A 23681-nucleotide genomic window follows, 5' to 3' on the forward strand; every position below is an offset into this window, starting at 1 on the left:
CAATGCAATTTTATTGACATGTGTATGCTTAAATGATAAAATACCAATTGTGTGATTTTAAAGCTACACTACAGTATGATTGTCTACATGATTTATGGAGGCATCCTGTATAGCATGCCTCTATGATCTTTGATTAAGGAGGGGGATTCATGTTAGACAGAATTGTAGTAAAAAAAGTAATTGGAATAAAACAGTGTACTAAATTACTTAAAAGTAATGAGGGAAAAGTTTTATATGTAGCTAAAGATGCAAATGCTAAGTTGATTTCTCCAATAATTCAACTAGCACAAGAGAAAAACATTGATATTGTAGAAATACCTACAATGAAAGAGCTTGGGAAGATAAGTGGAATTGATGTTAAATCATCAGCAGTATTGACCCTAGAATAATAAATTAGTGTTTATCTTATTTTATATAGATAAATAAATTTCAGGAGGTGAAGAAATGCCAACTATAAGCCAATTAGTAAGAAAAGGTAGAAAGACTGTTGTTAACAAATCAACAGCACCAGCACTAAACGAGTGTCCACAAAGAAGAGGAGTTTGTACAGTTGTTAAAACTACTACTCCAAAGAAGCCTAACTCAGCGTTAAGAAAAATTGCCAGAGTAAGACTTACAAATGGATTCGAAGTTACTGCTTACATCGGTGGTGTAGGTCACAACTTACAAGAGCACAGCGTTGTTCTTATAAGAGGTGGTAGAGTTAAGGACCTTCCTGGTGTTAGATACCATATCGTAAGAGGAGCACTAGACTGTGCTGGAGTAGCTAACAGAATGCAAGGAAGATCAAAATACGGTGCTAAGAGACCAAAGCAAAAATAGTTTTCTAAACTAAGACAGTGCTTATCTTCGGCATTTACATAGACTAGAAATTTTACATAAGTTTATATAGATGTAAGAAGCGAAGCACTTTACGGTAAGTTTACTTACCGAGTACCTATGAATTAAATTAAAAATTGTTAAGGAGGGAAGAAAAGTGCCAAGAAAAGGATTTATCGCAAAAAGAGATGTATTACCAGATCCAATGTACAACTCAAAGGTTGTTACTAAGTTAATAAACAACGTAATGGAAGATGGTAAAAAAGGAGTAGCACAAAAGATTTGCTACGAAGCGTTTGAAATTATGGCGCAAAAAACAGGCAAAGATGCTTTAGAAGTATTCGAAGAAGCTATGAACAATGTTATGCCTTTATTAGAAGTTAAAGCTAGAAGAATAGGTGGTGCTAACTACCAAGTTCCAATCGAAGTTAGACCTGAGAGAAGACAAACTTTAGGTATCAGATGGATTTTAGCTGCTGCTAGAAAAAGAGGCGAAAAAGTTATGGCTCAAAGATTAGCTGGAGAATTATTAGATGCAGCTAACAATACTGGAGCTGCTGTTAAGAAGAGAGAAGATACTCACAAAATGGCAGAAGCAAACAAAGCATTCGCTCACTACAGATACTAATATTACAAAAACTGTTTTGGCCTATGCCAAAACAGTTTTGTCGAATATAAAATTACTCATTGAGAGGAGGACATACAATGGCTAGAAAATATCCATTAGACAAATTCCGTAATTTCGGAATAATGGCTCACATTGATGCTGGTAAAACAACAACAACTGAGAGAATATTATTCTATACAGGAAAGAGCCACAAAATAGGAGAAGTTCATGAAGGTGCTGCAACAATGGACTGGATGGTTCAAGAACAAGAAAGAGGTATAACAATTACTTCTGCAGCAACAACTTGTTTCTGGGAAGGTCATGAATTAAATATCATAGATACTCCAGGTCACGTAGACTTCACAGTTGAAGTTGAAAGATCATTAAGAGTTCTTGATGGAGCTGTTACAGTTCTAGACGCTAAGAGTGGGGTTGAACCACAAACTGAAACTGTTTGGAGACAGGCAGATAAGTACGGTGTTCCAAGAATGATTTATGTTAATAAGATGGATGCTACAGGTGCTGATTTCTTCAGATGTGTTAACACTGTTAGAGATAGATTAAAAGCTAATGCAGTTCCAATACAAATTCCAATAGGTTCTGAATCAGAATTCAAAGGTATGGTTGATTTAATATCTAATCATGCAATCGTTACTTATGATGATTTAGGTAAAGATGTAAGAATTGAAGAAATTCCTGCAGAATTAGCTGATCAAGCTGAAGAATACAGAATGGCTATGATTGAAGCAATTGCTGAAACTGATGAAGCGTTAATGGAAAAATACCTTGAAGGTGAAGAATTAACTGAAGAAGAGTTACACGCTGCTTTAAGAAAAGCTACTATAGCTAATGAAATAGTTCCATGTATCTGTGGTTCTTCATACAAAAACAAAGGGGTTCAAGAAATGATCAACGGTGTTGTTGCTTACTTACCATCACCATTAGACATTCCTGCAATCCAAGGTCAAACTTTAGAAGGTGAAGAAGATTCAAGAGAAGCTTCAGACGAAGCTCCAATGTCAGCTTTAGCATTCAAAATTGCTACTGACCCATTCGTTGGAAAACTTGCTTTCACAAGAATATACTCTGGTATAATGAACAGTGGTTCATATGTTCTTAACTCAACTAAGGGTAAGAAAGAAAGAATCGGAAGACTTGTTAAAATGCACTCTAACACTAGAGAAGAAGTTGAGTCATTAGAAGCAGGTGAATTAGGAGCAATCATCGGATTAAAGAACACTACTACTGGTGATACTTTATGTGATGAAAATGCACCAATCATACTTGAATCAATGGAATTCCCAGAGCCAGTTATATCTGTAGCTATCGAGCCAAAGACAAAAGCTGGTCAAGAAAAGATGGGATTAGCTTTAGCTAAATTAGCTGAAGAAGATCCAACTTTCAAAACTTGGACTGACCAAGAAACTGGTCAAACAATCATCGCTGGTATGGGTGAGTTACACTTAGATATCATCGTTGATAGATTACAAAGAGAATTCAAGGTTGAATGTAACGTTGGAGCTCCTCAAGTTGCTTACAAAGAAACTATCAGATCAGCTGTTAAAGCTGAAGCTAAGTATGCTAAGCAATCAGGTGGTAAAGGTCAATACGGTCATGCTGTAATTGAAATGGAACCAACTGAAGGAGAATACAGCTTTGAAAATGCTATCGTTGGGGGAGCTATTCCAAGAGAATACATTCCTGCAATTGATGCTGGTATTCAAGAAGCTGCTAAGAACGGTATTATAGCTGGATACGAAGTTATTAACTTCAAAGTTAAGTTAGTACACGGTTCTTACCACGAAGTCGATTCATCAGAAATGGCATTCAAGATTGCTGGTTCTATGGCATTCAAGAACGCTATGCAAAAAGCAAGCCCAGTATTACTTGAACCAATGATGAAGGTTGAAGTAACTGTACCAGAAGAGTACATGGGAGATGTTATCGGTGATATCAACTCAAGAAGAGGTAGAATGGAAGGAATGGAAGCTGTTAACGGAGCTCAAGTTATAAGAGCATACGTACCACTAGCTGAAATGTTCGGATATGCTACAGCTTTAAGATCTAGATCTCAAGGTAGAGGTAACTACTCAATGGTATTCGATCACTATGAAGAAGTACCAAAGAGCATCCAAGAAGAAGTTGCTGGAAAAAGAGCTAAATAGTTTATAATTTTGTAATAATTTTTTGCAATGTTATCCATAATATATTTATGGGTAACATTACAGAAATTAATATATATTAATTTAAAAATAATTTTAATTTATAATAAAAAAACAAATTAAGAATTTTAAAAGTATATTTAAAGTTCACATAATTTTGTTTCCATAAAGGAGGATTTTCAAAATGGCAAAGCAAAAGTTCGAAAGAAGTAAACCACACGTAAATATCGGAACAATCGGTCACGTAGACCACGGTAAGACTACATTAACAGCTGCTATCACAACAGTATTAGCAAACAGAGGATTCGCAGAAGCGTTCAACTATGCTGATATCGATAGAGCTCCAGAAGAAAAAGAAAGAGGAATCACAATCAACACAGCTCACGTTGAATACGAAACAGAAAACAGACACTATGCTCACGTTGACTGTCCAGGACACGCTGACTACGTTAAGAACATGATCACTGGTGCTGCACAAATGGACGGAGCTATCTTAGTTTGTTCAGCTGCAGACGGTCCAATGCCTCAAACAAGAGAGCACATACTACTAGCTTCAAGAGTTGGTGTTGACTACATCGTTGTTTTCTTAAACAAAGCAGATATGGTTGACGATGAAGAATTATTAGAATTAGTTGAAATGGAAGTTAGAGAATTATTATCTGAATACAACTTCCCAGGAGATGACATTCCAGTAATCAAAGGATCAGCTTTAAGAGCATTAGAAAACCCAACAGATCCAGAAGCAACAGCTTGCATCATGGAATTAATGGATGCTGTAGATAACTACATCCCAACTCCAGAAAGAGCAACAGATAAGCCATTCTTAATGCCAATCGAAGACGTATTTACAATCACTGGTAGAGGAACAGTTGCAACAGGAAGAGTTGAAAGAGGAGTTCTTCACGTATCAGACGAAGTAGAAATCGTTGGATTAACAGAAGAAAAGAGAAAAGTTGTTGTTACAGGAATCGAAATGTTCAGAAAGTTATTAGATGAAGCACAAGCTGGAGATAACATCGGAGCATTATTAAGAGGTGTTCAAAGAACTGAAATCGAAAGAGGTCAAGTTTTAGCAAAAGTTGGATCAGTAAATCCACACAGCAAGTTCGTAGGTCAAGTATACGTACTTAAGAAAGATGAAGGTGGAAGACATACTCCATTCTTCGATGGATACAGACCACAATTCTACTTCAGAACAACAGACGTTACAGGATCAATCAAATTACCAGAAGGAATGGAAATGGTTATGCCTGGAGACCACATCGATATGAACGTTGAGTTAATCACTCAAGTAGCTATGGATGAAGGTTTAAGATTCGCTATCAGAGAAGGTGGAAGAACTGTAGGTTCAGGAGTTGTTACTTCTATAATCGAATAGTTTTAAACTTTTCAAATTAAGTTTTAAAATCTTTTTAAATATAAATTTTAAATTAAAGCGCTTAAAAAAATGTGATCACAAAAAGAGAAAGAGTAAGGGGACGCCTTTACTCTTTCTTTTTTTATATCTTTTTTATGGATGGTTATAATATAGATATTTTTAATTTGAACATATAAATAATAATAGTAGCGTGTTTAATGATAATTGTATTTTAAAGTTTTTAATATGTAAAAGAAAATAAATAATTATAAGAGAAGTGTTTTAATAAAGAATTAGTAGATCTTCATTTATTAGGAAATAATTATATTGCTTTATTAGATTTTATATAGAGTTTATTATTATATAAATGAAAATTATACAATTTATTATATGTATGAATAGCAAAAATAAATTATTACGAATTAATTAAAATGAGGATGGATTACTAAAATGATTATTTAATTACGTTGGAAGTGTATTAATAAACTTTCTTATATATAAGATAGAAATCTATAAGCTATTTGAGTAAAAATATAAATAGAAACCCAAAATATATATAAAAAATGTTTATATTAGAATAAATTGGTTAAATATATAAAATATAAGGCAATAGAAACTAAAATTTCATCAAATATACTATTGAAAAAAAGTTAAATTCGATATAAAATTATAACAGTTGAACGACAGGATTACTTCTAAAAACTTAAAAAATTTTTATAAAAAATGGTTAAAAAAAGATGAAAAAAAAGTCTTGATAAAGATTTATAAAGATAGTATAATAAAGAAGTTGTGTAGCATAACGCGATGAATCAAGAGGTTGCCGGACTTCCGGGTTATTCTTGAGGAGCAAGTCAGGATCTAGAATCCGACGGCAGGAATAGTAATTTGTCTTCTTAGGTAGGAAACACCAGGAACAGTTTACATAACTATTGCTGTTGTGCGTTAGAAGTAAAGCGTACATGAAAAGGAGGGAAACCAGAATGTCAAAACAAAAAATAAGAATCAGATTAAAGGCTTTTGATCACACTATATTAGATCAATCTGCTGAAAAAATCGTTGAAACAGCTAAATCAACAGGAGCTAAGGTTGCAGGTCCAGTACCACTACCTACTGAAAGAGATGTTGTTACTATATTAAGAGCTGTTCATAAGTACAAAGATTCAAGAGAACAATTCGAAATCAGAACACACAAGAGATTAATCGACATCGTTAATCCATCACCAAAGACTGTTGATGCGTTAATGAGATTAAACTTACCTGCTGGTGTAGATATCGAAATAAAGCTATAATAGCTTAACTATTAAATAAACAGTTTGAACGGTTATGATTGCTAAAGCAATCCGCTAATACGTTTGGGAGGTGTAAATACATGAAAAAAGCTATAATCGGTAAGAAAATAGGAATGACTCAAATTTTTGATGAAAATGGAAAGGTAGTTCCTGTAACTGTAGTAGAAGCTGGACCATGTGTTGTTGTTCAAAAGAAGACTATCGAAAAGGATGGTTATGAAGCAATACAAGTTGGTTTCGGTGAAATAAGAGAAAAATTAGTTAATAAGCCAAGAAAAGGACACTTTGCTAAGGCTGGAGTATCTTTAAGAAGAACATTAAAAGAGTTCAGATTAGAAGATTGCAGCGCTTACGAAGTAGGTCAAGAAATCAAAGCTGATTTATTTGCAGCTGGAGATAAAATTGACGTTTCAGGAGTTTCTAAAGGTAAGGGATTCCAAGGTGTTATTAAGAGATGGAATGCAAACAGAGGGCCAATGTCACACGGTTCTAAGTTCCACAGAGCAGTAGGTTCAATGGGAGCTTCTTCTGATCCATCAAGAACATTCAAGAACAAGAAGATGCCAGGACACATGGGAGCTGTTAACACTACAGTATTAAACTTAGAAGTTGTTAAAGTAATAGCTGAAAAGAACTTAATATTAGTTAAGGGTGGTATCCCAGGTGCTAACAAGAGCACAGTTGTAATAAGAAACGCTGTTAAAGCTTAATTTCTTTAGAAAGGAGGAGACAGAATGCCTACAGTAGGATTATTTAACAAAGAAGGAAATAAGATTGAAGATATTCAATTAAATGATAAAGTATTCGCTGTTGAAGTGAATGCAGATGCTATGCACCAAGTAGTTGTTGCATTATTAGCTAACAAGAGACAAGGAACTCAATCAGCTAAGACTAGAGCTGAGGTTAGAGGAGGCGGAATCAAGCCTTGGAGACAAAAGGGAACTGGTAGAGCTAGACAAGGATCAATCAGAGCACCACAATGGATCAAAGGTGGAGTTGTATTCGCACCAAAGCCAAGAGATTACAGAATGTCAATACCAAAATCAATGAGAAGAGTAGCTATGTTATCAGCATTAACTAGCAAAGTTCAAAATGATGAAATGGTAGTATTAGATAGCTTAACATTAGAAGCTCCTAAGACTAAGGAAATTGTTAAAATGTTAAATGCTTTCAATGCTAAAAAGACATTAATTGTTACTGCTGAAGCAAACGAAACAGTTTACAAATCAGCTAGAAACATAGAAGGAGTAGCAGTACTTCCAGTTAACAACATCAACGTTTATGATTTATTAAAATACTCAAAAGTAATCATGACTAAGGATGCTGTATCAAAGATTGAGGAGGTGTACGCATAATGAAGTTAACAAGCCACGATATAATCAGAAAACCAGTTATAACTGAAAAGTCAATGGCTGCAATGGCAGAAAAGAAGTACACTTTCATAGTTCATATGAGCGCTAACAAAGTTCAAATAAAGAAAGCGGTTGAAGAAGTTTTCGGCGTTAAAGTTGAAAAAGTTCAAACAATAAGAACTATGGGAAAAACTAAGAGAATGGGCGTACATGTTGGTAAGAGAGCTGACCAAAAGAAAGCTATAATCACATTAGCTCAAGATAGCAAAGGTATTGAATTCTTCGAAGGAATGCAATAATATCAAAGCGAAGTATTGGTAAAAATACCAGATAAGCTTAAAGAAGGAGGGAATTAGCATGGCAGTTAAAAAGTTTAGACCTACTACACCATCAAGAAGAGAAATGACAATGGCTAGTTTTGAAGAAATAACTACAAGCAGCCCAGAGAAATCACTTCTTGTTTCTTTAAAGAAAACTGGTGGTAGAAATGCTCAAGGTAAAATAACTGTAAGACACCACGGTGGTGGAGCTAAGAGAAAATACAGAATAATAGATTTCAAGAGAAATAAGGATGGTATTCCAGCAAAAGTTGCTACAATAGAATACGATCCAAACAGAACAGCATACATTGCTTTAGTAGTATATGCTGACGGTGAAAAGAGATACATTCTTGCACCAGTAGGATTAAAGGTTGGAGATACAATCGTATCTGGACCAGAAGCTGATATCAAAGTTGGTAATGCAAAAGCATTAAAAGATATGCCAGTTGGTACAGTTGTTCACAATATAGAATTACAAGCTGGTAAAGGTGGCCAAATGGTTAGATCAGCAGGTACTTCTGCTCAATTAATGGCTAAAGAAGGTAACTATGCAACATTAAGATTACCTTCAGGTGAAATGAGATATGTAAGAATCGAATGTAGAGCTACAATCGGTACAGTTTCTAACACTACTAACGATATCATCAACATTGGTAAAGCTGGTAGAAAGAGACACATGGGATGGAGACCTACAGTTAGAGGTTCTGTAATGAACCCTTGCGATCACCCTCACGGTGGTGGTGAAGGTAGATCACCAATCGGTAGACCAAGTCCAGTTACTCCATGGGGTAAACCAGCACTTGGATACAAGACTAGAAAGAATAAGAAGTATTCTGATAGATTCATAATAAAGAGAAGAAATAGTAAGTAATTGAAGAGAAGTTAATTCTCTTCAGGCTTACTGGGCCTAGAGATTATGAAGGGAGGCAAATTATAGTGAGTAGATCAATAAAAAAAGGACCTTTCGTACACGAAGGACTTTTAAAGAAGATAGAAGAAATGAATGCTAATGGTGAAAATAAGGTTGTTAAGACTTGGTCAAGATCATCAACAATTTTCCCACAAATGATTGGTCATACAATCGCTGTTCATGATGGTAGAAAACACGTTCCAGTATATGTGAGCGAAGATATGGTAGGACACAAATTAGGAGAATTTGCTCTTACTAGAACATACAGAGGACACGATTACGACGAAAAAGCATCAAGAAAAAGAAAGTAATCTGGGAAAGGAGGAACACCAATGGAAGCTAGAGCTATAGCTAAATATGTTAGAATGTCTCCAATGAAAGTAGGAGTTGTTCTTGATTTAATAAGAGGAAAAAACGTTAACGAGGCTTTCGCTATATTACAATATACTCCAAAAGATGCTGCAGTTGTTATAAACAAAGTTTTAAAATCAGCTGTTGCAAATGCAGAGAACAATCATGACTTAAATGTTGAAAACTTATATGTTGCTGAAACATTCGTAGGTGCTGGTCCAACTTTAAAGAGATTCAGACCAATGGACCACGGAAAAGCGTTCAGAATCAATAAGAGAACAAGTCATATAACAGTAGTAGTTAAAGAAAGAGCTTAGTAAGAAGGAGGGAAAAACAAGTGGGTCAAAAAGTACATCCTCACGGACTTAGAGTTGGAGTTATCAAAGGTTGGGATGCAAAATGGTATGCTGATAAGAGAACATTTGCAGATAACTTAATCGAAGATAACAAAATAAGAGAATTCGTAAAGAAAGAACTTTTCTCAGCTGGTATCGCTAAAGTTGAAATCGAAAGATCAGCTAAAAGAGTTAAGTTAAATATATATACTGCTAAACCAGGTGTTGTTATCGGTAAAGGTGGTGCAGGAATCGAAGCTTTAAAAGCTAAGGTTGCTAAATTAGTAAACGGAAAGAATATTTTAATAAACATAGTTGAAGTTAAGAATGCTGAAGCAAACGCTCAATTAGTTGCTGAAAACATTGCTGCTCAATTAGAAAAAAGAGTTTCTTTCAGAAGAGCTATGAAACAAAGCATCCAAAGAGCTATGAAATTAGGAGCTAAGGGTGTTAAAACAGCTTGTTCAGGAAGATTAGGCGGAGCTGAAATCGCTAGAACTGAACAATATCATGAAGGAACAATTCCACTACAAACATTAAGAGCTGATATCGATTATGGATTTGCTGAAGCAGATACAACATACGGTAAAATCGGAGTTAAAGTTTGGGTTTATAATGGAGAAGTTCTTCCAACTAAAAAAGTTGAAAAGAAGGAAGAAGTTAACGCGTAAGAAAGGAGGAATATAATCATGTTAATGCCTAAAAGAGTTAAGCATCGTAAGGTACAACGTGGTAGAATGAAAGGAAAAGCTACTAGAGGTAATTTCCTTGCATACGGAGATTTTGGTATCCAAGCGCAAACTTGTGGATGGATAACAAGTAACCAAATAGAATCTGCCAGAATAGCAATTAACAGATACATTAGAAGAGGAGGAAAACTTTGGATAAAAGTATTCCCAGATAAGCCAGTTACTGAGAAACCAGCTGAAACAAGAATGGGTTCTGGTAAAGGTTCACCAGAATACTGGGTAGCTGTAGTTAAACCTGGTAGAGTATTATTCGAATTATCAGGAGTTAACGAAGAAGTTGCAAGAGAAGCAATGAGACTTGCATCACACAAACTTCCTGTAAAGTGTAAATTCGTTACAAGAAGAGATTTTGAGGAAATGGGTGGTGAAGAATAATGAAGGCTAGAGAATTAAAAGATTTAAGAGCAAATAATCCTCAAGATTTAGTTGCTAAGCTAGGAGAATTAAAAGCTGAATTATTCAACTTAAGATTCCAATTAGCTACAGGACAATTAGAAAATCCTATGAGAATAAGAGAAGTAAAGAAATCTATAGCCCAAATCAAAACCATCATTAGAGAAGAAGAGATCAGGGCATTTGAACAGTAAATCTGGAAGGAGGTAGCCCCTAATGGAAAGAGGATTAAGAAAGAAGAAAATCGGTAGAGTTGTTTCTGATAAAATGGATAAAACTATCGTAGTTGCTGTTGAAACTAAGGTAAGACATCCACTATACGGAAAAACTATGAACAGAACTACTAAATTCAAAGCTCATGATGAAAATAATGAAGCTAACATGAATGATAGAGTATTAATAATGGAAACTAGACCATTATCTAAAGATAAGAGATGGAGACTTGTTGAAATAGTTGAAAGAGCTAAATAAGCTTTTAAAGACTGAAAGGAGGGTAAATTTCAATGATACAACAACAAACCTTATTAAAGGTAGCAGATAACTCAGGTGCTAAAGAAATCATGTGTATCAGAGTTTTAGGCGGATCAAAGAGAAAGTTCGGTAACATTGGAGATACAATAGTAGCTAGCGTTAAAAGTGCAACACCAGGCGGAGTTGTTAAAAAAGGTGACGTTGTAAAAGCTGTTATTGTTAGATCAGTAAGAGGATTAAGAAGAGCTGACGGTTCATACATCAAATTTGATGAGAACGCTGCTGTTATAATAAAGGAAGATAAGCAACCAAGAGGAACTCGTATCTTCGGACCAGTTGCTAGGGAGCTAAGAGATAAGGAATTTAACAAAATATTATCATTAGCACCAGAAGTTCTATAATAGAGGAGGTGGCTAATTTGAAGTTACACGTTAAAAAGAACGACACAGTAGTAGTTATTTCTGGTAAAGATGCTGGAAAAACTGGTGAAGTTTTAAAGGTATATCCAAAAACAGGAAAAGTTCTTGTTCAAGGAGTTAACATAGTAAAGAAACATCAAAAGCCAACTAGAGCAAACGCTCAAGGTGGAATAATAGAAAAAGAAGGAGCTATATACAGCTCAAAAGTTATGTTATACTGCACAAAATGCAAAAATGCTACAAGAATTAGCAGTAAAATCTTAGAAGATGGTACTAAGGTTAGAGTTTGTAAGAAGTGTGGAGAAACATTCTAAAATCTGAAAGGAGGTACTAATTATGACACCAAGACTTCAAGAGAAGTACACAAATGAAGTAATTCAAGCTATGACAGAAAAGTTCGGATACAAAAACATCATGGAAGTTCCAAAGCTTGAAAAAATCGTTATAAATATGGGAGTTGGAGAAGCTAAGGATAACCAAAAGGTTTTAGAATCTGCGGTTGCTGACTTACAACTTATCTCAGGACAAAAGCCAATCTTAACTAGAGCAAAGAAATCAGTTGCTAACTTTAAGATAAGAGAGAACATGGCATTAGGATGTAAAGTTACATTAAGAGGAGCAAAGATGTTTGAATTTGCTGATAAGCTAATGTCAATAGCTCTTCCAAGAGTTAGAGACTTCAGAGGAGTTTCTGATAGAGCATTTGACGGAAGAGGAAATTATTCTTTAGGAATTAAAGAACAATTAATATTCCCAGAAATAGAATACGATAAGATCGATAAGGTTAGAGGAATGGATATCATCTTCGTTACAACTGCAAAGACTGACGAAGAAGCAAGAGAATTATTAAGATTCCTTGGAATGCCATTCGCTCAATAATAAGGAGGGAAAACTGTGGCACGTAAAGCTATTATTGAAAAGTGGAGCAAAGCTCCTAAATATAAAACAAGAGCTTATACAAGATGCAGAATATGTGGAAGACCACATGCAGTATTAAGAAAGTTTGGTATTTGCCGTATATGCTTTAGAGAACTTGCTTACAAAGGTGAAATTCCTGGTTGTAAGAAGGCAAGCTGGTAAACCTAACGACTGAAAGGAGGCAAATTAAATGGTTATGACAGATCCTATCGCAGATTTACTAACTCGTATTAGAAATGCGAATGCTGTAAGACACGAAGTAGTAGAAGTTCCTTCTTCAAACGTAAAGAAGGCTGTTGCAAATATATTATTACAAGAGGGATACATCAAGAATATTGAAGAATACAATGATGGTGTTGTTCCAATGATGAGATTATCTCTTAAATACGGTTCTAACAAAGAAAGAGTTATAACTGGAATTAAGAGAATATCAAAGCCAGGTTTAAGAGTATACTGTAAGAAAGATGAAGTTCCAAGAGTTCTTAATGGATTAGGAATCGCTGTAATTTCAACTTCAAAAGGTATAGTTGTAGACAGAGAAGCTAGAAAATTAGGCTTAGGCGGAGAAGTTGTTTGCTACGTTTGGTAGTAATTAATTTTGAAAATTAACTAGATTAACATATAGATCTAACAAGTAATACAGGAGGTGCGGTTATGTCAAGAGTAGGTAGATTACCAATAGCTATCCCTGCTGGTGTTACAGTAACAGTTGCTGAAGGTAACGTTGTTACTGTAAAAGGACCTAAAGGGCAATTAGTTAAGGCTATGGACAAAGACATGAATATAGCAGTTGAAGACAACCAAGTTGTTGTTACAAGACCTAGTGACGTTAAAGAGCACAGAGCTCTTCACGGTTTAACTAGAGCATTAATCAACAACATGATCATAGGAGTTGAAAAGGGATACCAAAAGACTCTAGAATTAATCGGTGTTGGTTATAGAGCTCAATTACAAGGAAAGAAACTTGTAATGAACTTAGGATATTCACACCCAGTTGAAATAGAACCAGCTGAAGGAATTACTTTCGAAACTCCAGCAGCTACAAAGGTAGTTGTATCAGGAATCGATAAGCAATTAGTTGGTGCTGCTGCTGCTGATATCAGAAAGTGGAGAAAACCTGAACCATATAAGGGTAAAGGAATTAAGTTCGAAGGCGAAGTTATCAGACGTAAAGAAGGTAAGACTGGTAAGAAATAATTAGGAAGGAGTGAACCTTATGTTCAAGAAGGCAGACAAAAAGGCAAATAGAGCAAAGCGTCACCTTAGAGTACGTAAGAAAGTTTCTGGTACTCCTGAAAGACCAAGACTTTCAGTTTACAGAAGTGAAAAGAATATATATGCTCAAATCATAGATGATATAAATGCTGTAACTTTAGTATCTGCTTCAACTTTAGATAAAGAAGTTGATGTTAAAGTAGGCGGAAACAAAGAAGCTGCTAAATTAGTTGGTGAACTAGTTGCTAAGAGAGCTTTAGATAAAGGTATTACTGAAGTTGTATTCGACAGAGGTGGATACGTATATCACGGAAGAGTTCAAACATTAGCAGAAAGCGCTAGAGAAGCAGGCTTAAAATTCTAATCAAACAAGGAGGGAAATCAATGAGAATCGATCCTAGCACACTAGACCTTAAGGAAAAGGTTGTTTTTATAAACAGAGTTACTAAGGTTGTTAAGGGTGGTAGAAACTTCAGATTCAGCGCTTTAGTTGTTGTTGGTGATGAGAACGGACACGTAGGCGTAGGAATGGGTAAGTCAATCGAAATCCCAGAAGCAATTAAAAAAGGTATCGAAGACGCTAAGAAAAACATGGTTAGCGTTGCTATAGTTGGAACAACAGTTCCTCATGAAATATATGGTAAGTTTGGAACTGGTAAAGTTTTAATCATGCCAGCTAAAGAAGGTACAGGAGTTATCGCTGGTGGACCAGCAAGAGCTGTACTTGAATTAGCAGGATTAAAGGACGTTAGAGCTAAGTCTTTAGGTTCAAACAATCCAAGAAACATGGTAAATGCTACAATTAACGGTTTAGCAAGCTTAAGAACAGCTGAAGAAATAGCTAAGTTAAGAGGCAAAACTGTAGAAGAAATATTAGGTTAGGAGGTATACGCAATGGCAAAGATAAAGGTTACTTTAGTTAAAAGCTTAATAGGCAGAAAGAAAGACCATATCGCTACTGCAAATGCTCTTGGTCTAAGAAAGATTAACAAAACTGTAGAGCATGAGGATACTCCTCAAATCAGAGGTATGATCAACAAAGTTGACTACTTATTAAAAGTAGAAGAAGTATAATAAAGAGGAGGTGCACTAAGATATGAAACTTCATGAATTAAAGCCAGCAGCTGGTAGCAAGAAAGCTCCTAAGAGAGTTGGTAGAGGTACTGGTTCAGGTTTAGGAAGAAACGCTGGTAAAGGTGAAAAAGGACAAAACGCTAGATCAGGCGGTGGAGTTAGACCAGGATTTGAAGGTGGTCAAATGCCATTATACAGAAGACTTCCTAAGAGAGGATTCACTAATATCTTCGCTAAGAAAATTGTTTCTATAAACGTTGATAGATTAAACATATTCGAAAACGGCACAGTAGTAACTCCAGAATTATTACTTGAAACAAGAGTAATATCTAAAGTTTTAGACGGAGTTAAGATATTAGGAAACGGAACATTAGAAAAGAGCCTAACTGTACAAGGATGCAAGATGTCTAAGTCAGCGGCTGAAAAGATAGAAGCAGCTGGAGGAAAAGTTGAGGTGATATAATATGCTATCAACCCTACGTAATGCCTGGAAGGTTCCGGAACTAAGAAAAAGATTTTTATGGACGATATTTTTAGTAGCAATTTTCAGGATAGGAATACATATTCCGGTTCCTGGAATTGATACTAGTTATTTAAGCTCAATGACTAACTCTGATGGGTTGCTTGGGTTTTACAATTTAATATCTGGAGGAGCTTTAAGTAAATTCAGTATATTTGCATTAAGTGTTTCACCTTATATTAATGCATCAATCATAATGCAATTATTAACAATTGCAATTCCATCTTTAGAACAACTTTCTAAAGAAGGTGAAGAAGGTAGAAAGAAAATTCAATCTATTACAAGATATGCCTCTATAGCAATAGGGTTTGTATTAGCAATAGGAATTTACTCAATGATTGCAGCACAAGGTGCCGCAAGTGGATTAGGAACAGCTCAAAAAGCGGTAGTACTAATTTCATTAGTTGTAGGATCTACTTTCTGTATGTGGCTTGGTGACCAAATAACTCAAAAAGGATTTGGAAATGGGGTTTCAATATTAATATTCGTTAATATAGTATCTCAATTACCTACAACTTTAATGTCATTATTTACATTAAAAGAAGCAGGTGAAATTTCTATAATAGAAATAGCATTATTCTTAATTGGTGCATTAGCACTATTAGCAGTTACAATTTACTTCTCATTAGCAGAGAGAAGAGTGCCAATCCAATATGCTGGTAAGGCTGTAGGTGCTAAGGTTATGAAAGGTCAATCTACTCATATACCATTAAGTTTAATTGGATCAGCGGTTATTGCAATAATATTTGCAATGTCTGTAATGATGTTCCCTGAAACAATAGCTAATTTCTTCCCAACTAAGGGATGGTCTAAATGGATATTAACTAATCCATATAGTATTTTTAATAAAAGTACATGGATGTATCCAGTTTGTTATGCAGTATTAACAGTATTCTTTACTTGGTTCTATACTCAAATAACATTTAAACCAGATGAAATGGCTGAAAATCTTCATAAGTCTGCAGGTTTTGTACCAGGTGTAAGACCAGGTGAAGCTACAGAGAAGTATTTTGAAAGAGTACTTACAAAAGTATCTCTAATCGGGGGAGTATTTGCAGCATTACTAGCTGTTACTCCAATATTAATTAGTAATTATACAGATTTAAGAGGAATTCAATTTGGTGGAACGTCAATGTTAATTTTAATTGGAGTTGGTTTAGATTTTTCTAGACAATTAGATTCACAATTAGTTATGAGACACTATCAAGGATTCTTAAAATAGATTTTATAATGGAGATGATGCCCGTGAAGATAGTATTATTAGGTCCTCCTGGGGCTGGAAAAGGAACACAGGCAAAATCAATTAGTAATAGATACTCTATACCACATATTTCTACTGGGGATATCTTTAGAAAGAATATTTCAGAAGAAACCCCTTTAGGAATAGAAGCTAAGCAATATATTGACAATGGTCAATTAGTGCCAGATGAAGTAACTATTAATATGGTTAAAGATAGACTAACATGGGAAGACTGTAAAAATGGTTATCTATTAGATGGATTCCCAAGAACTGTTGCTCAAGCTGAAGCTCTACAAGAGTTTTTAGATTCAAGAAATGAAAACTTAGATACAGCTTTATGTATCGAAGTACCTAGCAGTTTCATACTTGAAAGAATGACAGGAAGAAGAGTTTGTTTATCATGTGGAGCTAGTTATCATATCAAATTTAATCCACCAGCTGTTGATGGAGTTTGTGATGTTTGTGGTGATAACATTATCCAAAGAAAAGATGATGTTGAAGAAACAGTAAAAGAGAGACTAGATGTCTATGAAAGACAAACACAACCACTGATTGATTTTTATAAAGAGAAAAACTTACTTTCCACAGTAGATGGAACAAAAGCTATTAATGAAGTATTCGAAGGTATCTGTAATATATTAGGGAGTGCAAACTAATGATTATTATCAAAAATGATAAAGAAATCGACCTAATGAGAATTGCAGGAAGAATTGTAGCAGAAACTCTACTACTTGTTGAAAAAAAAGTTAAACCAGGAATAACTACTGCTGAATTAGATAGGATAGCAGAAGAATTTATAACTAAGCATGGGGCAATACCTTCATTTAAAGGGCTCTATGGATTTCCTGCTTCACTATGTATATCTGTTAATGAGCAAGTAGTTCATGGAATACCAGGAGGGTATGTATTAAAAGAGGGAGATATTATTAGTGTAGACTGTGGAGCAAACATTAATGGATTCCACGGTGATGCAGCAAGAACATTTGCTGTAGGTGATATTTCAGAAGAAGCAAATAAACTTATAAAAGTTACTGAAGAATCTTTCTTTAAAGGTTTGGAGTTTGCTAAAGTAGGAAATAGACTAACTGATATTTCACATGAAATACAACGCTATGTTGAGGCTTCAGGTTTCTCAGTTGTAAGAGATTTCGTAGGTCACGGGATAGGAAGAAGTGTCCATGAGGATCCGGAAATTCCTAACTTCGGAAGACCAGGCCGAGGTCCAAAATTAGTTGCTGGTATGACTTTAGCTATAGAACCTATGGTTAATATGGGAACATATAGAGTAGCTACTTTAGGTGATGATTGGACAGTAGTCTCAGCAGATAAGAGCCTTTCGGCTCACTATGAAAACACTGTTGTAATTTTACCAGATGGACCGGAGATATTAACACTAATTAAATAAGTGTTGCTTAGTTATAAATTCGCATGATACCAAAAGGTGGCTTGTAGATTTATGACTAAGGTAATCATCGAGGTGAAAGAAATTTGCAAAACAATGACTTAATTGGGAAAATTGTTCTTTCAAAATGCGGAAGAGATAAAGATCATTATTACGTTATTGTTGATAAAGTTGATGATGATTATTACCTTCTAAGTAATGGAAGTAATAAGACAATTCAGATGCCTAAGAAGAAAAACATAAAACATTTTATTGTTTTAGAAAATGTAGATGATGAGATTAAAGCATCAGTTATATTAAAGGATAAAGGTACTGATTTAAAAATTAAAAGATTTCTAAAACTAAAAGGCATTGTTAAGGAGGGTTGATTACCTTATGTCAAAAGATGATGTAATAGAAATGCAAGGTGTAGTCCTAGAGGCTTTACCAAATGCAATGTTTCAAGTTGAGTTAGAAAGTGGTCATAAAATTTTAGCTCACATATCAGGAAAATTAAGAATGAACTTCATAAGAATTCTACCTGGAGATAAGGTTACTATAGAACTTTCTCCATATGACCTAACAAGAGGAAGAATTACTTGGAGAGCAAAATAAGGTAAAAAAGTTTACCATAAATTACACAAGGAGGGTTAGCGATGAAAGTAAGACCATCAGTTAAGCCTATTTGCGAAAAGTGCAAGATTATAAGAAGAAAAGGAAGAGTAATGGTAATCTGTGAAAATCCTAAGCACAAGCAAAAACAAGGCTAATATAATTTCATATTAGGCAGAATAATTTACAAATATTAATATGTTGACTTTTTTTTGAAAGTTCAATATTATTATATAGGCGTTTAAATCAGCTTATTAATTTTAGGTACGGCTGACGATAGGTTTTTGATCTATCGACCTAAGATTTTAATATAAATTTATCAAAAGCAAAAATAAAAAAATTGCATTTCAATAAACAGGAGGTGTAAGTTCAAATGGCAAGAATAGCAGGAGTTGACCTACCAAAGGAAAAAAGAGTTGAAATAGGTCTAACATATATATACGGAGTTGGTTTATCTACTTCTCAAAAGATATTAGCTACTACTGGAATTAATCCAGATACTAGAATTAAGGATCTTACTGAGGATGAAGTAAATGAAATCAGAAACTATGTAAACAAGAACTTAATGGTTGAAGGTGACTTAAGAAGAGATGTTGCTTTAAATATTAAGAGATTAGTTGAAATAGGTTGTTACAGAGGAATCAGACATAGAAAAGGTCTTCCAGTTAGAGGACAAAAAACTAAGACTAACGCTAGAACTAGAAAAGGTCCTAAGAAGACTATCGCAAATAAGAAGAAGTAGTAAGGAGGGATTTCGATGGCTCAAAAAGTCAAAAAGACTACTAGAAGAAGAAAAGAAAGAAAGAATGTTGAGCATGGTGCTGCACACATCCAATCAACTTTCAATAACTCAATAGTTACTTTAACTGATGCGGCTGGAAATGCTTTATCATGGTCAAGTGCTGGAGCTTTAGGTTTCAGAGGTTCAAGAAAGAGCACACCATTTGCATCTCAAATGGCAGCAGAAACTGCAGCTAAAGCAGCTATGGAACACGGTTTAAAGAGTATAGAAGTATACGTTAAAGGACCAGGTGCTGGTAGAGAAGCAGCTATAAGATCATTACAAGCTGCAGGTTTAGAAGTAACTCTAATTAAAGACGTTACTCCAATTCCACACAACGGATGTAGACCACCGAAGAGAAGAAGAGTCTAATTATATTTAAATTCAACAGGAGGTGTAACGAATGGCAAGATATACTGGAGCTACATGTAGATTATGTAGAAGAGAAGGTCAAAAGCTATTCCTTAAGGGAGATAGATGTTATACAGATAAATGTGCTTTCGTAAGAAGAAGCTATGCACCAGGACAACACGGAGCAGCTAAGAAAAAGTTATCTAACTACGGAGTACAATTAAGAGAAAAGCAAAAAGCTAGAAGAATATACGGTGTTTTAGAAGGTCAATTCAGAACTTACTATGAAAAGGCTGACCACATGAAGGGAATCACTGGTGAAAACTTATTAATGTTACTAGAAATGAGATTAGATAACGTTGTTTATAGATTAGGATACGGTGCTTCAAGAAATGAAGCTAGACAATTAGTTACTCATGGACATTTCTTAGTAAATGGTAAGAAAGTTGATATTCCATCATACAAAGTATCAGTTAATGATGTAGTATCTGTTTGCGAAAAGAGCAGAGGAACTGAAAAGTTCAAGACTTTCGTAGAAAATCCAAAGACATTACCAAAATGGTTAGAAGCTAACGTTGAAAACTATGAAGGTAAAGTAGTTGCTGCGCCAGCTAGAGAAGACATTGACGTACCAGTTAACGAAACTCTAATTGTCGAATTATACAGCAAATAATAAATTAATATTTTTAATATTAAGATATTATATTAGATTATTAAATGGAATCAGTTGCCCTCGTAATAAGGTTGCCATTTTATATACAAGGAGGGTTTGTACATGTTAGAAATAGAAAAGCCAATAATTGAGTGTATAGAATCAAATGAAGATGGTACATATGGTAAATATGTAGTTGAGCCATTAGAAAGAGGATATGGTATTACACTTGGAAATGCGATGAGAAGAATTCTTTTATCATCACTTCCAGGTGTAGCTACTACATCAATTAAAATTGATGGAGTACTTCATGAATTCTCAACTGTACAAGGGGTTAAAGAAGATGTTACTGAATTAATTCTTAACATTAAATCTTTAGCACTTACAATGGAAGGCGAAGGTCCACAAACTATTTATATAGATGCTAAAGGACCTGGAGTTGTTACAGGTGCAGACATTAAGACTGATGGAAATGTTGAAGTTATAAACAAAGATTTACACATTGCAACTCTTGATGAAAATGGAAGACTGTACATGGAATTAACAGTTAATAGAGGAAGAGGATATGTTACTCAAAATAAAAATAAGAGTGATGCATTACCACTTTCAGCAATAGCTATTGATTCTATATACACTCCAGTTAAGAGAGTTAACTTTACTGTTGACAACACAAGAGTTGGTCAAATCACTGATTATGACAAATTAACACTTGAAATTTGGACTAATGGAACTATTAAAATAGATGAAGCTATAAGCTTATCTGCTAAGATTTTAATAGAGCACTTCAAATTATTCATGTCATTAGGCGTTGCGACTAATGATGTTGAAATTATGATTGAAAAAGAAGAAGATAAAAAGGAAAAAGTCCTAGAAATGACTGTTGAAGAACTAGACCTTTCAGTTAGATCTTATAACTGTTTAAAGAGAGCTGGAATCAATACAGTTCAAGAACTTGCTGGTAAATCAATGGATGATATGATGAAGGTAAGAAATCTAGGAAAGAAATCCTTAGAAGAAGTTGAAAGAAAGCTTAAGGAATTAGGTTTAGCCTTAAAACTAAGCGACGAGTAGGGAGGTAAATCCATGGCAGGTTATCGTAAGTTAGGTCTTTCTACAGACCAAAGAAGAGCTATGTTAAGAAGTCTTGTTACTAGCTTCTTAAAGCATGGTAGAATTGAAACTACTGAAACTAGAGCTAAAGAAGCTAGATCTATAGCTGAAAAGATGATTACTCTTGCAAAAAGAGGAGATCTTCACGCTAGAAGACAAGTTTTAGCTTACGTTTTAGAAGAAGAAGTAGTTAAGACATTATTTGATGAAATCGCTCCAAAGTACGCTGAAAGAAACGGCGGATATACTAGAATGATCAAAAAAGGTCCTAGAAGAGGAGACGGAGCTGAAGTTGTTATACTTGAATTAGTATAATTTCACTCTGGGGATTAAGTTTAACTTAATCCCCATTTTTGTATATAAAAATATAAAAATAGTGATTAAATATTTTTTTGTTGCAAAATATAAGAAAATAATAACTTAAGTAAAATACTTGTAATTAATTTATGCTTATATATAATTAAGTTATGGAAATTTATATAAAATTTATAGAACTTAGTTATATAATTAATATGCTACTAAAGGAGGGATATATATGGAGAAAATGATAGAGTGTAAAAATGTAGTATTTAAATATTCTACAGGTGAAGAAGGAATAGAGAAATTAGCTATCGATGGATTAAATCTAGAGGTTAGTAAAGGTGAATTTTTAGTAATATTAGGACACAACGGATCAGGAAAATCAACAGTAGCAAAGCATATGAATGCATTATTAACACCTACAGAGGGAACTGTTATCGTTAATGGACTAGATACAGGGAATGAAAATAACATATGGGATATAAGATCTACTGCTGGAATGGTGTTTCAAAATCCAGATAACCAATTAGTAGCTACAATAGTAGAAGAGGATGTGGCATTTGGACCAGAAAATTTAGGTATTCCGCCACAAGAAATTAGACAAAGAGTTGATGATGCTTTAGATAAAGTTGGAATGAGTGAGTATAAAAGACATGCACCTCATTTATTATCAGGAGGGCAAAAACAAAGAATTGCCATTGCTGGAATATTAGCTATGCAACCTAAGTGCATAATTTTTGATGAACCAACAGCGATGCTTGATCCATCAGGAAGAAAAGAAGTAATTAATAATATTAAGGAATTAAATAAGAAGCATGGAATAACTGTAATACTAATAACTCACTATATGGATGAAGCAGCGGAAGCAGATAGAGTTGTAGTAATGGATAAAGGAAAAGTTATCATTGAAGGTATTCCACGCGATGTTTTTTCACATGTTGAAACTATGAAGAAGATAGGTTTAGATGTTCCACAAGTAACGGAAATATGTTATGAACTTAGAAAAGCTGGTATAGATATAGATACTAAAATTTTAAATGTGAATGAGATGGTGAGTGCATTATGTCAATTAAGATAGAAAATTTAACACATATATATATGCCTAAAACACCCTTTGAAAAAAAAGCATTAGATGATATTAACTTAGTTATTGAGGACGGAGAGTTTTTAGCTTTAATAGGGCATACAGGATCAGGAAAGTCAACTTTAATACAACACTTAAATGGTTTATTAGAACCTAGTTCAGGAAGGATTTTAGTTGATAATATTGATATTACAAATAAAGAAACTAAACTTACAGATATAAGAAAGAAAATAGGTTTAGTATTTCAGTATTCAGAATATCAATTATTTGAAGAAACAATTGAAAAAGATATAGCATTTGGGCCTAACAATCTAGGATTAAGTGAAGAAGAGGTTTCTGATAGAGTTAAAAGAGCTATGGAAATGGTTGGATTAGATTATGAAAGCTATAAAGATGTCTCACCATTTGATTTAAGTGGAGGACAAAAAAGAAGAGTTGCTATAGCTGGTGTTATTGCTATGGAACCAAAAGTATTAATATTAGATGAACCTACAGCAGGATTAGATCCTAAAGGAAGAGATGATATTTTAGAACAAATAAAAACTCTTCATGAAAAATATAAAATGACAATTGTATTAGTTAGTCACAGCATGGAGGATGTTGGAAAGCTAGCTGAAAGAATAGTTGTTATGAATAAAGGAAAAATAGCTTTAATGGGTAAACCAGCAGAAATATTTAAAGAGGTTGAGACATTAGAAAGTATAGGTTTAGCAGTACCACAAGTGACCTATTTAATGAGAGCTCTAAGAGAAAAAGGATTTAATGTTTCTGATGAAGTATTTACTGTAGAGCAAGGTAGCAAAGAACTTTTAAGGGTATTATTAAAAAAATAATTTAACAAATAATAAGGTTGTTTTGAAGATAATATTTTAAAATTTATACAATTTGTTTAGTTAAAAATATATGAAA

39 protein-coding genes are annotated in these 23681 nt (G+C 34.2%); all 39 read left to right on the top strand.

Annotation, left to right across the window (positions count from 1 at the left end):
- Positions 1-149 precede the first annotated feature (149 nt).
- A complete protein-coding gene (locus tag I2E98_RS08655) occupies positions 150-389 on the top strand; it encodes a ribosomal L7Ae/L30e/S12e/Gadd45 family protein (protein ID WP_195468538.1) in 240 nt (79 codons plus the stop codon).
- Between the two features lie 55 nt (positions 390-444).
- Entirely contained in the window at positions 445-822 is a 378-nt protein-coding gene (rpsL, locus tag I2E98_RS08660) for a 30S ribosomal protein S12 (protein ID WP_133016968.1), read from the top strand.
- A gap of 154 nt (positions 823-976) precedes the next feature.
- The gene (rpsG, locus tag I2E98_RS08665; protein WP_005212828.1) at positions 977-1447 is read left to right on the top strand and encodes a 30S ribosomal protein S7; all 471 of its coding nucleotides are present in this window, start codon (positions 977-979) and stop codon (positions 1445-1447) included.
- A 77-nt stretch (positions 1448-1524) separates the two neighbouring features.
- A complete protein-coding gene (fusA, locus tag I2E98_RS08670; RefSeq protein WP_195468539.1) occupies positions 1525-3591 on the top strand; it encodes an elongation factor G in 2067 nt (688 codons plus the stop codon).
- Positions 3592-3772: 181 nt separating this feature from the next.
- Complete coding sequence (gene tuf, locus I2E98_RS08675; RefSeq protein WP_195468540.1) at positions 3773-4966, top strand: elongation factor Tu; 1194 nt, start codon at positions 3773-3775, stop codon at positions 4964-4966.
- A 959-nt stretch (positions 4967-5925) separates the two neighbouring features.
- The gene (gene rpsJ / locus I2E98_RS08680) at positions 5926-6234 is read left to right on the top strand and encodes a 30S ribosomal protein S10 (RefSeq protein WP_195468541.1); all 309 of its coding nucleotides are present in this window, start codon (positions 5926-5928) and stop codon (positions 6232-6234) included.
- An 80-nt stretch (positions 6235-6314) separates the two neighbouring features.
- Positions 6315-6944 carry a 50S ribosomal protein L3 gene (gene rplC, locus I2E98_RS08685; RefSeq protein ID WP_195468542.1) on the top strand — a complete coding sequence of 210 codons (630 nt, stop codon included), beginning with the start codon at positions 6315-6317 and terminating at the stop codon, positions 6942-6944.
- 24 nt (positions 6945-6968) lie between these two features.
- Positions 6969-7589, top strand: coding sequence for a 50S ribosomal protein L4 (gene rplD / locus I2E98_RS08690; protein WP_133016290.1), 621 nt, complete (start codon positions 6969-6971; stop codon positions 7587-7589).
- Complete coding sequence (rplW, locus tag I2E98_RS08695; RefSeq protein WP_133016289.1) at positions 7589-7885, top strand: 50S ribosomal protein L23; 297 nt, start codon at positions 7589-7591, stop codon at positions 7883-7885. The genes rplD and rplW overlap by 1 nt, the downstream gene beginning before the upstream one ends.
- A gap of 58 nt (positions 7886-7943) precedes the next feature.
- Positions 7944-8777, top strand: a complete 834-nt coding sequence (gene rplB, locus I2E98_RS08700; RefSeq protein WP_195468543.1) for a 50S ribosomal protein L2 — start codon at positions 7944-7946, stop codon at positions 8775-8777.
- A gap of 65 nt (positions 8778-8842) precedes the next feature.
- Entirely contained in the window at positions 8843-9127 is a 285-nt protein-coding gene (gene rpsS, locus I2E98_RS08705; RefSeq protein WP_005212052.1) for a 30S ribosomal protein S19, read from the top strand.
- Positions 9128-9148: 21 nt separating this feature from the next.
- Positions 9149-9484 carry a 50S ribosomal protein L22 gene (gene rplV, locus I2E98_RS08710; RefSeq protein ID WP_005212053.1) on the top strand — a complete coding sequence of 112 codons (336 nt, stop codon included), beginning with the start codon at positions 9149-9151 and terminating at the stop codon, positions 9482-9484.
- Positions 9485-9504: 20 nt separating this feature from the next.
- The gene (gene rpsC / locus I2E98_RS08715; protein ID WP_195468544.1) at positions 9505-10173 is read left to right on the top strand and encodes a 30S ribosomal protein S3; all 669 of its coding nucleotides are present in this window, start codon (positions 9505-9507) and stop codon (positions 10171-10173) included.
- 18 nt (positions 10174-10191) lie between these two features.
- On the top strand, positions 10192-10626 hold the full coding sequence (gene rplP, locus I2E98_RS08720) for a 50S ribosomal protein L16 (RefSeq protein WP_040419026.1): 435 nt from the start codon (positions 10192-10194) through the stop codon (positions 10624-10626).
- Entirely contained in the window at positions 10626-10838 is a 213-nt protein-coding gene (rpmC, locus tag I2E98_RS08725) for a 50S ribosomal protein L29 (protein ID WP_005212060.1), read from the top strand. The genes rplP and rpmC overlap by 1 nt, the downstream gene beginning before the upstream one ends.
- 22 nt (positions 10839-10860) lie before the next feature.
- The gene (gene rpsQ / locus I2E98_RS08730) at positions 10861-11115 is read left to right on the top strand and encodes a 30S ribosomal protein S17 (RefSeq protein ID WP_005212062.1); all 255 of its coding nucleotides are present in this window, start codon (positions 10861-10863) and stop codon (positions 11113-11115) included.
- A gap of 32 nt (positions 11116-11147) precedes the next feature.
- Entirely contained in the window at positions 11148-11516 is a 369-nt protein-coding gene (gene rplN, locus I2E98_RS08735) for a 50S ribosomal protein L14 (protein WP_195468545.1), read from the top strand.
- A gap of 17 nt (positions 11517-11533) precedes the next feature.
- The gene (gene rplX, locus I2E98_RS08740) at positions 11534-11848 is read left to right on the top strand and encodes a 50S ribosomal protein L24 (protein ID WP_195468546.1); all 315 of its coding nucleotides are present in this window, start codon (positions 11534-11536) and stop codon (positions 11846-11848) included.
- Positions 11849-11870: 22 nt separating this feature from the next.
- Positions 11871-12413: a 50S ribosomal protein L5 gene (gene rplE / locus I2E98_RS08745; RefSeq protein WP_133016285.1), complete on the top strand. Its 543-nt coding sequence runs from the start codon at positions 11871-11873 to the stop codon at positions 12411-12413.
- A 15-nt stretch (positions 12414-12428) separates the two neighbouring features.
- A complete protein-coding gene (locus I2E98_RS08750) occupies positions 12429-12614 on the top strand; it encodes a type Z 30S ribosomal protein S14 (protein WP_005212070.1) in 186 nt (61 codons plus the stop codon).
- A 28-nt stretch (positions 12615-12642) separates the two neighbouring features.
- Positions 12643-13041 carry a 30S ribosomal protein S8 gene (gene rpsH, locus I2E98_RS08755; RefSeq protein WP_005212071.1) on the top strand — a complete coding sequence of 133 codons (399 nt, stop codon included), beginning with the start codon at positions 12643-12645 and terminating at the stop codon, positions 13039-13041.
- A 65-nt stretch (positions 13042-13106) separates the two neighbouring features.
- The gene (gene rplF, locus I2E98_RS08760; RefSeq protein ID WP_195468547.1) at positions 13107-13649 is read left to right on the top strand and encodes a 50S ribosomal protein L6; all 543 of its coding nucleotides are present in this window, start codon (positions 13107-13109) and stop codon (positions 13647-13649) included.
- Between the two features lie 19 nt (positions 13650-13668).
- Entirely contained in the window at positions 13669-14031 is a 363-nt protein-coding gene (rplR, locus tag I2E98_RS08765; RefSeq protein ID WP_195468548.1) for a 50S ribosomal protein L18, read from the top strand.
- Between the two features lie 20 nt (positions 14032-14051).
- Positions 14052-14549 carry a 30S ribosomal protein S5 gene (rpsE, locus tag I2E98_RS08770; RefSeq protein WP_195468549.1) on the top strand — a complete coding sequence of 166 codons (498 nt, stop codon included), beginning with the start codon at positions 14052-14054 and terminating at the stop codon, positions 14547-14549.
- A 12-nt stretch (positions 14550-14561) separates the two neighbouring features.
- Positions 14562-14741: a 50S ribosomal protein L30 gene (gene rpmD / locus I2E98_RS08775; protein WP_005212077.1), complete on the top strand. Its 180-nt coding sequence runs from the start codon at positions 14562-14564 to the stop codon at positions 14739-14741.
- A gap of 22 nt (positions 14742-14763) precedes the next feature.
- The gene (gene rplO, locus I2E98_RS08780) at positions 14764-15204 is read left to right on the top strand and encodes a 50S ribosomal protein L15 (RefSeq protein WP_195468550.1); all 441 of its coding nucleotides are present in this window, start codon (positions 14764-14766) and stop codon (positions 15202-15204) included.
- A 1-nt stretch (position 15205) separates the two neighbouring features.
- Complete coding sequence (secY, locus tag I2E98_RS08785) at positions 15206-16483, top strand: preprotein translocase subunit SecY (protein ID WP_195468551.1); 1278 nt, start codon at positions 15206-15208, stop codon at positions 16481-16483.
- Between the two features lie 23 nt (positions 16484-16506).
- Positions 16507-17157: an adenylate kinase gene (locus I2E98_RS08790; RefSeq protein WP_195468552.1), complete on the top strand. Its 651-nt coding sequence runs from the start codon at positions 16507-16509 to the stop codon at positions 17155-17157.
- On the top strand, positions 17157-17906 hold the full coding sequence (gene map, locus I2E98_RS08795; RefSeq protein ID WP_195468553.1) for a type I methionyl aminopeptidase: 750 nt from the start codon (positions 17157-17159) through the stop codon (positions 17904-17906). The genes I2E98_RS08790 and map overlap by 1 nt, the downstream gene beginning before the upstream one ends.
- 83 nt (positions 17907-17989) lie before the next feature.
- The gene (locus I2E98_RS08800; protein ID WP_195468554.1) at positions 17990-18271 is read left to right on the top strand and encodes a KOW domain-containing RNA-binding protein; all 282 of its coding nucleotides are present in this window, start codon (positions 17990-17992) and stop codon (positions 18269-18271) included.
- A gap of 7 nt (positions 18272-18278) precedes the next feature.
- Positions 18279-18497: a translation initiation factor IF-1 gene (gene infA / locus I2E98_RS08805; protein ID WP_005212092.1), complete on the top strand. Its 219-nt coding sequence runs from the start codon at positions 18279-18281 to the stop codon at positions 18495-18497.
- Positions 18498-18538: 41 nt separating this feature from the next.
- Positions 18539-18652: a 50S ribosomal protein L36 gene (rpmJ, locus tag I2E98_RS08810; RefSeq protein WP_003448032.1), complete on the top strand. Its 114-nt coding sequence runs from the start codon at positions 18539-18541 to the stop codon at positions 18650-18652.
- A gap of 215 nt (positions 18653-18867) precedes the next feature.
- Entirely contained in the window at positions 18868-19236 is a 369-nt protein-coding gene (gene rpsM, locus I2E98_RS08815) for a 30S ribosomal protein S13 (RefSeq protein ID WP_042401482.1), read from the top strand.
- A 15-nt stretch (positions 19237-19251) separates the two neighbouring features.
- Entirely contained in the window at positions 19252-19647 is a 396-nt protein-coding gene (gene rpsK, locus I2E98_RS08820) for a 30S ribosomal protein S11 (protein ID WP_005212098.1), read from the top strand.
- A 31-nt stretch (positions 19648-19678) separates the two neighbouring features.
- Positions 19679-20299 (top strand): 30S ribosomal protein S4, encoded by a 621-nt coding sequence (gene rpsD / locus I2E98_RS08825; RefSeq protein WP_195468555.1) that lies wholly within the window; start codon positions 19679-19681, stop codon positions 20297-20299.
- A gap of 102 nt (positions 20300-20401) precedes the next feature.
- Positions 20402-21349 carry a DNA-directed RNA polymerase subunit alpha gene (locus tag I2E98_RS08830; RefSeq protein ID WP_195468556.1) on the top strand — a complete coding sequence of 316 codons (948 nt, stop codon included), beginning with the start codon at positions 20402-20404 and terminating at the stop codon, positions 21347-21349.
- Between the two features lie 12 nt (positions 21350-21361).
- Complete coding sequence (gene rplQ, locus I2E98_RS08835) at positions 21362-21703, top strand: 50S ribosomal protein L17 (RefSeq protein WP_195468557.1); 342 nt, start codon at positions 21362-21364, stop codon at positions 21701-21703.
- Positions 21704-21923: 220 nt separating this feature from the next.
- Entirely contained in the window at positions 21924-22766 is an 843-nt protein-coding gene (locus tag I2E98_RS08840) for an energy-coupling factor transporter ATPase (RefSeq protein WP_195468558.1), read from the top strand.
- A complete protein-coding gene (locus I2E98_RS08845; protein ID WP_195468559.1) occupies positions 22751-23605 on the top strand; it encodes an energy-coupling factor transporter ATPase in 855 nt (284 codons plus the stop codon). Before I2E98_RS08840 ends, I2E98_RS08845 begins: the two co-directional genes overlap by 16 nt.
- Positions 23606-23681 lie beyond the last annotated feature (76 nt).

Origin of the sequence: Clostridium sp. D43t1_170807_H7 (genome assembly GCF_015555905.1) — a bacterium.
Taxonomy (GTDB): Bacteria; Bacillota; Clostridia; order Clostridiales; family Clostridiaceae; genus Clostridium.

What these genes read in the sequence shown, in the direction of transcription:
- I2E98_RS08655 (WP_195468538.1), top strand. Translation starts at nt 150, where the DNA reads ATGTTAGACAGAATTGTAGTAAAAAAAGTAATTGGAATAAAACAGTGT.
- rpsL (WP_133016968.1), top strand. Translation starts at nt 445, where the DNA reads ATGCCAACTATAAGCCAATTAGTAAGAAAAGGTAGAAAGACTGTTGTT.
- fusA (WP_195468539.1), top strand. Translation starts at nt 1,525, where the DNA reads ATGGCTAGAAAATATCCATTAGACAAATTCCGTAATTTCGGAATAATG.
- tuf (WP_195468540.1), top strand. Translation starts at nt 3,773, where the DNA reads ATGGCAAAGCAAAAGTTCGAAAGAAGTAAACCACACGTAAATATCGGA.
- rpsJ (WP_195468541.1), top strand. Translation starts at nt 5,926, where the DNA reads ATGTCAAAACAAAAAATAAGAATCAGATTAAAGGCTTTTGATCACACT.
- rplC (WP_195468542.1), top strand. Translation starts at nt 6,315, where the DNA reads ATGAAAAAAGCTATAATCGGTAAGAAAATAGGAATGACTCAAATTTTT.
- rplD (WP_133016290.1), top strand. Translation starts at nt 6,969, where the DNA reads ATGCCTACAGTAGGATTATTTAACAAAGAAGGAAATAAGATTGAAGAT.
- rplW (WP_133016289.1), top strand. Translation starts at nt 7,589, where the DNA reads ATGAAGTTAACAAGCCACGATATAATCAGAAAACCAGTTATAACTGAA.
- rplB (WP_195468543.1), top strand. Translation starts at nt 7,944, where the DNA reads ATGGCAGTTAAAAAGTTTAGACCTACTACACCATCAAGAAGAGAAATG.
- rplV (WP_005212053.1), top strand. Translation starts at nt 9,149, where the DNA reads ATGGAAGCTAGAGCTATAGCTAAATATGTTAGAATGTCTCCAATGAAA.
- rplP (WP_040419026.1), top strand. Translation starts at nt 10,192, where the DNA reads ATGTTAATGCCTAAAAGAGTTAAGCATCGTAAGGTACAACGTGGTAGA.
- rpmC (WP_005212060.1), top strand. Translation starts at nt 10,626, where the DNA reads ATGAAGGCTAGAGAATTAAAAGATTTAAGAGCAAATAATCCTCAAGAT.
- rpsQ (WP_005212062.1), top strand. Translation starts at nt 10,861, where the DNA reads ATGGAAAGAGGATTAAGAAAGAAGAAAATCGGTAGAGTTGTTTCTGAT.
- rplN (WP_195468545.1), top strand. Translation starts at nt 11,148, where the DNA reads ATGATACAACAACAAACCTTATTAAAGGTAGCAGATAACTCAGGTGCT.
- rplE (WP_133016285.1), top strand. Translation starts at nt 11,871, where the DNA reads ATGACACCAAGACTTCAAGAGAAGTACACAAATGAAGTAATTCAAGCT.
- rpsH (WP_005212071.1), top strand. Translation starts at nt 12,643, where the DNA reads ATGGTTATGACAGATCCTATCGCAGATTTACTAACTCGTATTAGAAAT.
- rplF (WP_195468547.1), top strand. Translation starts at nt 13,107, where the DNA reads ATGTCAAGAGTAGGTAGATTACCAATAGCTATCCCTGCTGGTGTTACA.
- rplR (WP_195468548.1), top strand. Translation starts at nt 13,669, where the DNA reads ATGTTCAAGAAGGCAGACAAAAAGGCAAATAGAGCAAAGCGTCACCTT.
- rpsE (WP_195468549.1), top strand. Translation starts at nt 14,052, where the DNA reads ATGAGAATCGATCCTAGCACACTAGACCTTAAGGAAAAGGTTGTTTTT.
- rpmD (WP_005212077.1), top strand. Translation starts at nt 14,562, where the DNA reads ATGGCAAAGATAAAGGTTACTTTAGTTAAAAGCTTAATAGGCAGAAAG.
- rplO (WP_195468550.1), top strand. Translation starts at nt 14,764, where the DNA reads ATGAAACTTCATGAATTAAAGCCAGCAGCTGGTAGCAAGAAAGCTCCT.
- secY (WP_195468551.1), top strand. Translation starts at nt 15,206, where the DNA reads ATGCTATCAACCCTACGTAATGCCTGGAAGGTTCCGGAACTAAGAAAA.
- map (WP_195468553.1), top strand. Translation starts at nt 17,157, where the DNA reads ATGATTATTATCAAAAATGATAAAGAAATCGACCTAATGAGAATTGCA.
- infA (WP_005212092.1), top strand. Translation starts at nt 18,279, where the DNA reads ATGTCAAAAGATGATGTAATAGAAATGCAAGGTGTAGTCCTAGAGGCT.
- rpmJ (WP_003448032.1), top strand. Translation starts at nt 18,539, where the DNA reads ATGAAAGTAAGACCATCAGTTAAGCCTATTTGCGAAAAGTGCAAGATT.
- rpsM (WP_042401482.1), top strand. Translation starts at nt 18,868, where the DNA reads ATGGCAAGAATAGCAGGAGTTGACCTACCAAAGGAAAAAAGAGTTGAA.
- rpsK (WP_005212098.1), top strand. Translation starts at nt 19,252, where the DNA reads ATGGCTCAAAAAGTCAAAAAGACTACTAGAAGAAGAAAAGAAAGAAAG.
- rpsD (WP_195468555.1), top strand. Translation starts at nt 19,679, where the DNA reads ATGGCAAGATATACTGGAGCTACATGTAGATTATGTAGAAGAGAAGGT.
- I2E98_RS08830 (WP_195468556.1), top strand. Translation starts at nt 20,402, where the DNA reads ATGTTAGAAATAGAAAAGCCAATAATTGAGTGTATAGAATCAAATGAA.
- rplQ (WP_195468557.1), top strand. Translation starts at nt 21,362, where the DNA reads ATGGCAGGTTATCGTAAGTTAGGTCTTTCTACAGACCAAAGAAGAGCT.
- I2E98_RS08840 (WP_195468558.1), top strand. Translation starts at nt 21,924, where the DNA reads ATGGAGAAAATGATAGAGTGTAAAAATGTAGTATTTAAATATTCTACA.
- I2E98_RS08845 (WP_195468559.1), top strand. Translation starts at nt 22,751, where the DNA reads ATGTCAATTAAGATAGAAAATTTAACACATATATATATGCCTAAAACA.